Source organism: Amycolatopsis sp. NPDC003731 (genome assembly GCF_053586895.1).
Genome location: NZ_JBSFNC010000272.1, coordinates 1 through 5760, shown reverse-complemented (window position 1 = coordinate 5760; position 5760 = coordinate 1). Strand labels below are relative to the sequence as shown.

The window sequence follows — 5760 nt, the reverse complement described above, 5'->3', positions numbered from 1 at the left end:
CCCAACCCCCCTATCTCCCTTGGGGGGGGGGGGGGGGCGGCGGGGGGGGGTGGGTTTTCTTAATTTAATATTTGGGTTTGTTGGAGGTCCCGAATGAGTCATTCGCGACCTTCGAGGAGCGCCCGCATCAGCCCTCAAACACCCCTCGCCGCTCGGCGGCTTCTAGTCGGGAAGCAGCCCGGCGGGTCGGGGTCAATTCCCGGACCGTGAAACATTGGCGCGCAGCTGCGGCTGTGGCTGCGGTGTCGCCGGTGGTGTCGTCGCGGTTCTTGACCCTCGGGGAGCGGGAGCGCCCGCACCAGCCCTCAAACATCCCCCACCGCGCCCAGGGGGGCGTCCCCAAGTCCAGCCTACCGGCCACCCCCGCCGAAAAGTCCGGAAAGTCCGCCTCAGGCCGAGGTTGTCCACAGCCTCTCCACCCTGTGGACAACCCGGCCCAAACCGCTACTGACCAGCCTCGACCCGCCGCCGCGAGCGCACCAGTCCGGCGATCACCACCGCCGCGATCCCCAGGCCGACTCCGCTGACGATCGAGGCCACCAGACTGGCCGTTCCCGTCGCCAGGCCGAACGCGCCGCCCAGGTACACCGGGATCGATATCGCCACCGGCAGCCAGTTGCGCAGCAGGAACGCCCGGTCCGACGCCACCCACAGCACCAGGGCGACCGCCGCGCCGGTGATCACCGGGATCGCCCAGACGACGGCGCTGGTCAGCGCGTCCATTCCGAGTGACCGGAGCCACTCGAACGACGCCTGGCCCAGCCCGATGAACAACACGACCAGCGCCACGCGGACGCCGGCGGCTCCCTGGCCCCTGCTCGTCATGTCTTCCTCCCGAATCCGTGGTCCACCTGTACCACGTTCGGGTGACGCCGGCGGTTGCCCGTTATGACACTTTCTTCGAACCGGGTACCGAGTCAGAACACGATGCCGGCGCCGTTGCAGAGCTTCGGCCACGAGCTGATGTTGGTCGTCGCGGCCACCTGGACGGCGACCTTTCCCTTGGGAATGGACACCGCCGGGTACACGTCGGCCGTGAGCGTGATGTCGCCGTTGGCGATGTTGTCGAACTTGTGCGAAGCGACGACCGGGCCGCCCGGGCCGTTGAACACGTTCACCGTGACCTGGTGGTCCCCGGTGATCTTGCCGCCGACGTTGCGCAGGTTGGCGTAGATGTTGACGATCTTCCAGTTGCCGCCGTCGGACTGGGCGTTCACCCAGCCTTCGGCGTTGTTGGCTTCGGTCGGCGAGACGCGCGTGCTGCACTTGGCGTGCCAGTCCGGGTTGTCGTCGGCCAGCGCCGCCGGCGCCGCCGTCAGCAGTGCCGCCGCGGTCACTGTGAGGATCGATACGGTGCGTTTCACAGGCCCTCCCCTGAATCGGTGATGATCTTCGTCTCCGAACGTAATAGAAGTCGGCCGCCGCTCGTGATGATTTGGCTCACAAGACCAATTTCGGGTTAATCAGTTTCGGGGAGGTGGCTAGCGGCGGCCGACGGCGATGTCAAGAAATCTCACCGGGTGTCCCGGGATGCGGATGGCTATGCGCCTGAGTGGGTGACCGTGCGAACCTCCCCCGGACACCGACGAAAGGCGATGCTGACGTGCGCACCCCTCGGAGATTCCTGGCCTCGGCGCTGGCCGCCCTGACCGTCGTGGGCGTGCTCGCGGGCTGTTCGCGCGCCGACAGCGCCGCCGCCCCCGCCGCCAATGAGGGCGCCGCGGCCGAAGTCCGCGTCGGGTTCTTCCCGAACGTCACGCACGCGCCCGCGCTCATCGGCGTCAAGAAGGACTTCTTCAAGAACGAGCTCGGCTCGACCAAGCTCACCACCCAGACCTTCAACGCCGGGCCCGAAGAGGTCAACGCCCTGCTCGGCAACTCCCTCGACGTCGCCTTCATCGGCTCCGGCCCGGCGATCAACGCCTTCACCAAGTCCAAGGGCACCATTCAGCTGGTCTCCGGCGCCGTCTCGGGCGGCGCGCAGCTCGTCGTCAAGCCGGACATCACCAGTGTCGAGGGGATCAAGGGCAAGAACCTCACGACGCCGCAGCTGGCCAACACCCAGGACGTCGCGCTCAAGAAGTTCCTGGCCGGGAAGCAGCTGACCGGCCAGGTCGAGATCACCACGATGGACAACCCGAAGACGCTCGACGCCTTCAAGAAGGGCGAGGTCGACGGCGGCTGGCTGCCCGAGCCGTGGGCGTCCCGGCTGGTCCTCGACGCCGGCGCGAAGGTCCTGGTCGACGAGAAGACGCTGTGGCCCGGCGGCCGCTTCCCGACCACCGTCGTCATCGTGCGCAGCGAGTTCCTGCAGCAGCACCCGGACACCGTCCGCGCGCTGCTCAAGGGGGAGCTCGCCGCCATCGACTGGGCCAAGACCAACCCGGCGGACGCGAAGACCGTGGTCAACGGCGCGCTCAAGGAGCTGGCCGGCAGTACCCTGAGCGCAGCGGTCCTGGACCGCGCGTTCTCCGGCATCGAACTGACCACCGACCCGGTCGCGTCGGCGTTCCCCCAGCTCGCGCAGGACTCGGTCACCGCAGGGGTCGTGAAGTCGGCCGTCGCGCTCAAGGGCTTCGCCGACTTCGGTGCCCTCAACGAGGTGCTGAAGGCGCAGAACCAGCCCGCCGTCGTAGCTCCCGAACTGACCAAGTGAGAGGCAGCCAGCGATGACCACGACCCTCCCGACCGGCCGCACCAGTTTCACCGGCGCGGCAGCGGTGCGTCTCGACGGTGTCCGCAAGACGTTCGGCACGGCCGGCCGCGCGGTCGTCGCGCTCGACGGCGTGGACCTGACGGTCGCGCCCGGCGAGTTCGTCTGCCTGCTCGGCGCGTCCGGTTGCGGCAAGAGCACGCTGCTGAACCTGGTCGCCGGGCTGGACGCGCCGTCGGCGGGGGAGATCACGCTCAACACGTCGCGGCCCGCGGTGATGTTCCAGGAAGCCGCGCTGATGCCGTGGCTGACCGCGGCCCGCAACGTCGAACTGCCGCTGCGGCTGGCCGGCTTCGGGCGCGCCGAGCGGCGCGAAAAGGCCGCCGAGCTGCTGGAACTCGTCCGGTTGAACGGTGCGGGGAACAAGCGGCCGCACGAGCTGTCCGGCGGGATGCGGCAGCGGGTCGCGCTGGCCCGCGCCCTGGCCGCGACGCTGCGCGTCGGCGGCGACCCGGAACAGTCGCTCCTGCTGATGGATGAGCCGTTCGCCGCGCTCGACGCCATCACCCGCGACGTCCTGCAGGGCGAGCTGCTGCGCGTCTACCGCAGCACCGGCACGTCCGTGCTGTTCGTGACCCACGACGTGCGCGAAGCGGTCCGGCTCGGCCAGCGCGTGGTGCTCCTGTCGTCGCGGCCCGGGCGGGTCGTGCGCGAGTGGGCGGACGTGCCGCTCGCCGACGCCGAGGAGCTGACCGAGGAAATCACCGGACACCTGCGCGAGGTGATCAGCACCCATGCCGCAGCTTGACCGGTCCGCCGAAGCCGACCTGGACGCGGTCGGCGCCGGACTGGATTCGCTCGACGCCCCCGTCGGCGAACGCCGTCCCAGCTTCTGGAAGCGCTTCGCCTGGGGTTTCCTGCCGCCGGTGGGCGCGCTGGTCCTGCTGATCGTCGTCTGGCAGGTCCTCTGGGCGGCGGCCTTCTGGCCCGAGACCCAGCTGCCCGCGCCGCTGTCGGTGTGGGACGAGTTCTGGGAGCGCGTCGTCACCGGCGACGTTTTCGAGTTCGTCTGGACGTCGGTGCACCGCGCCGCGCTCGGCTTCGTCGCCGGAGTGGTCATCGGTACCCCGCTCGGCCTGGTCGTGGCGAAGGTCCGCGTGGTCCGCGCGGCGATCGGGCCGCTGCTGACCGGGCTGCAGAGCCTGCCGTCGGTCGCCTGGGTCCCGGCCGCGATCCTGTGGTTCGGGATCAACGACGGGGCGATCTACTTCGTCGTCCTGCTCGGCTCGGTGCCGTCGATCGCGAACGGGCTGGTGTCCGGGATCGACCAGATCCCGCCGATCCTCCCGCGCGTCGGCCAGGTGATGGGCGCGAACCGGCTCGCCTCGGCCCGGCACATCCTGCTGCCCGCCGCGCTGCCGGGCTTCCTGGCCGGGCTCAAGCAGGGCTGGGCGTTCTCCTGGCGCTCGCTGATGGCGGCCGAGCTGATCGCCCTGTCCCCGCAGCTGGGGGTCGGCCTCGGTGCCTACCTGAACCAGGGGTCATCGCTCAATAGCATCGAGAAGGTCATCGCGGCGATCTTCCTGATCCTGCTGGTCGGCGTGGGGATCGAGCTGCTGGTGTTCCGCCCGCTGGAGCGCGCGGTGCTGCGGGCGCGTGGGCTGACTTCATCGCTTTAGGAATTTTGTCGAAGCCGGGTTGCCGGCGTCGACGTCTCCTTCGATCGTGTTCGAGCGAAGGAGTGAGCGATGGTCGTCGCGGTACTGGTGGCTTCGGTGGCGGCGTTCGTGGTGAGCGCGGCCTGGTACACGGCGTTCGGGCGGGTCTGGGCCCGCTTGAGCCCGGCGGGCGCGGCCGCGTCGTCGCCGTGGCGGATGGGCGCGGAGTTCGTGCGGACCCTGGTGCTGGTGACGGCGTTCGCGCTGCTCGCCGGCGCGGTCGGGGTGGACGGCGTTCCCGGTGCGCTGGGGTTGGCGCTGCTGGTGTGGGCCGGGTTCCCGGCGGTGATCCTGGCGGGCTCGGTGCTGCACGAGCGGGTCCCGGTGGGCCTGGCGGCGTTGCACGCGGGCGACTGGCTGGTGAAGATCGCGGTGGTGGCGGTCCTGCTGGGGGTGTGGCGATGACGGCGCTGCTGCTCGACGGGATCGCGTTCGGCGAATCCCCGCGCTGGCACGACGGGCGGCTCTGGTTCGCCGACTGGCTGGCCCACGAGATCGTGGCGGTCTCGCCGGCGGGCGAGCGCGAACCGGTGTTCCGCGCGGACTTCCCGACGATGCCGATGTGCTTCGACTTCCTCGGCGGGCAGCCGCTGATCGTGTCTTCGTCGGACGGTCTCCTGCTGCGGCTCTCGGAGTCCGGCTTGACAACCCACGCGGACCTGGGCGGCAGCGGGTTCAACGAAATAGTGACCACCCGCGCCGGAGGCAGCTACGTCAACGGGGGCGGCTTCGACCTGATGTCCGGAGAGCCGTACCGCCCGGGAGCGATCCGGTACGTCGACCCGGGAGGCACGGTCCGCACGGTGGCGGAGAACATCGCCTTCGGCAACGGCATGGCCCTGACCCCGGACGGCTCGACGCTGATCGTGGCCGAGTCGTACGCGAACCGCCTGACGGCGTTCACGGTGCATCCGGACGGCGGCCTGGCGAACCGCCGGGTGTGGGCGGACCTCGGCGAAGGAGTACCGGACGGCATCGCGCTGGACGCCTCGGGCGCGGTCTGGGTGTCGGACGTGCCCCACCGGTCTTGCACTTTGGTCCGGGAGGGCGGGGAGGTGGTGGAGAGGCTGACTTTCGACCGCGGGTGCTTTGCTTGCGCGTTGAGCGAGGACACGTTGTATGTGGTGGTTCAGGAGTGGCGCGGTTTGGCGGGGGTGGGGGAGGGGGAGCGGACAGGGCAGATCCTGATCCACCCGGTGTCCGTGGGGCGCGCTTAGTTGTCCACGACGGGGCCCCGGAGGGGGTGGGGTGTGGGTGCCTGCGCTCGCCGAAGGTCGCGAATGACTCATTCGGGACGTCCGAGGTCCCGAATGAGTCATTCGCGCCTACGCCGAGGGCTGGGGCCTCTGCGCCGAGCGGCTCGCGGACGAGATGGGCCTGTACTCCGAC

At 69.8% G+C, this 5760-nt stretch carries 7 protein-coding genes; 5 read left to right on the top strand and 2 right to left on the bottom strand.

Annotated elements, in window-relative coordinates:
- Window positions 1-444: 444 nt before the first annotated feature.
- On the bottom strand, window positions 445-825 hold the full coding sequence (locus ACWDN5_RS46115) for a hypothetical protein (protein WP_310977583.1): 381 nt from the start codon (window positions 823-825) through the stop codon (window positions 445-447).
- A 92-nt stretch (window positions 826-917) separates the two neighbouring features.
- Window positions 918-1364, bottom strand: a complete 447-nt coding sequence (locus tag ACWDN5_RS46110; protein ID WP_449680721.1) for a hypothetical protein — start codon at window positions 1362-1364, stop codon at window positions 918-920.
- Between the two features lie 239 nt (window positions 1365-1603).
- Between ACWDN5_RS46110 and ACWDN5_RS46105 the strand changes: the two genes are divergently transcribed.
- From ACWDN5_RS46105 to ACWDN5_RS46085, 5 genes are all read left to right on the top strand, one after another.
- Window positions 1604-2656, top strand: coding sequence for an ABC transporter substrate-binding protein (locus ACWDN5_RS46105; protein ID WP_449680720.1), 1053 nt, complete (start codon window positions 1604-1606; stop codon window positions 2654-2656).
- Between the two features lie 13 nt (window positions 2657-2669).
- Complete coding sequence (locus tag ACWDN5_RS46100) at window positions 2670-3461, top strand: ABC transporter ATP-binding protein (protein ID WP_449680719.1); 792 nt, start codon at window positions 2670-2672, stop codon at window positions 3459-3461.
- Window positions 3448-4332, top strand: coding sequence for an ABC transporter permease (locus tag ACWDN5_RS46095; RefSeq protein ID WP_310977579.1), 885 nt, complete (start codon window positions 3448-3450; stop codon window positions 4330-4332). The genes ACWDN5_RS46100 and ACWDN5_RS46095 overlap by 14 nt, the downstream gene beginning before the upstream one ends.
- A gap of 69 nt (window positions 4333-4401) precedes the next feature.
- Complete coding sequence (locus ACWDN5_RS46090) at window positions 4402-4776, top strand: DUF1761 domain-containing protein (RefSeq protein ID WP_449680718.1); 375 nt, start codon at window positions 4402-4404, stop codon at window positions 4774-4776.
- Complete coding sequence (locus ACWDN5_RS46085; RefSeq protein WP_449680717.1) at window positions 4773-5588, top strand: SMP-30/gluconolactonase/LRE family protein; 816 nt, start codon at window positions 4773-4775, stop codon at window positions 5586-5588. Before ACWDN5_RS46090 ends, ACWDN5_RS46085 begins: the two co-directional genes overlap by 4 nt.
- Window positions 5589-5760 lie beyond the last annotated feature (172 nt).

What these genes read in the sequence shown, in the direction of transcription:
- ACWDN5_RS46115 (WP_310977583.1), bottom strand. Translation starts at nt 825, where the DNA reads ATGACGAGCAGGGGCCAGGGAGCCGCCGGCGTCCGCGTGGCGCTGGTC.
- ACWDN5_RS46100 (WP_449680719.1), top strand. Translation starts at nt 2,670, where the DNA reads ATGACCACGACCCTCCCGACCGGCCGCACCAGTTTCACCGGCGCGGCA.
- ACWDN5_RS46095 (WP_310977579.1), top strand. Translation starts at nt 3,448, where the DNA reads ATGCCGCAGCTTGACCGGTCCGCCGAAGCCGACCTGGACGCGGTCGGC.
- ACWDN5_RS46090 (WP_449680718.1), top strand. Translation starts at nt 4,402, where the DNA reads ATGGTCGTCGCGGTACTGGTGGCTTCGGTGGCGGCGTTCGTGGTGAGC.
- ACWDN5_RS46085 (WP_449680717.1), top strand. Translation starts at nt 4,773, where the DNA reads ATGACGGCGCTGCTGCTCGACGGGATCGCGTTCGGCGAATCCCCGCGC.